This is a genomic window from Vibrio sp. 378 (genome assembly GCF_033339435.1).
On the sequence record NZ_JAWOUO010001279.1, the window covers coordinates 1 to 504 of the forward strand.

The 504-nt window shown below is 37.1% G+C and carries 1 protein-coding gene; it reads left to right on the plus strand.

Features of this window, described 5'->3' with window-relative positions; translation table 11 throughout:
- Positions 1-342 precede the first annotated feature (342 nt).
- The coding region (locus R7Q48_RS31555) for a sodium/glutamate symporter (RefSeq protein WP_318134418.1) at positions 343-504 on the plus strand (162 nt) is incomplete at its 3' end.

The window sequence follows — 504 nt, forward strand, 5'->3', positions numbered from 1 at the left end:
AGCGTGTTTATGGAGTTCGTTTTCGACACGTTGCACCGAATATTTGCACGCAATCGGATGCGTTTTTTCTATTTCAAATTGATATAAAAACAACCACTTCTCATAAGTTGAGAATCCGCAATTAGAGGTACTTCAGAGCGTGAGAAACTTACGACAAAACTTGTGTTTATCACTGAGTGAGAAATTATTGAATATTAAAATTAAAACATTCTTATCTAGTGAGAATTAGAGTGGAATTCACCCTAGAAAAATAAGGACTCAATAGGCAACCTGATTGGATTCGTTACCTATCTCTCGTTGAAGCATTACTCAGCGGATGAGAAAAAGGAAAAAAGAGGTTTTATGAATCATGTTATTTCAATCGGCCCACAGGAGTCGTTTCTCGTCGCTATTTGTGTGTTGTTCCTAGGGCAATTTATCAACACCAAACTTCCAATTTTAAAAAAATTCAATATCCCAGAACCGATTGTTGGTGGGTTAGTTATCGCCTGTGTGATTACCGCA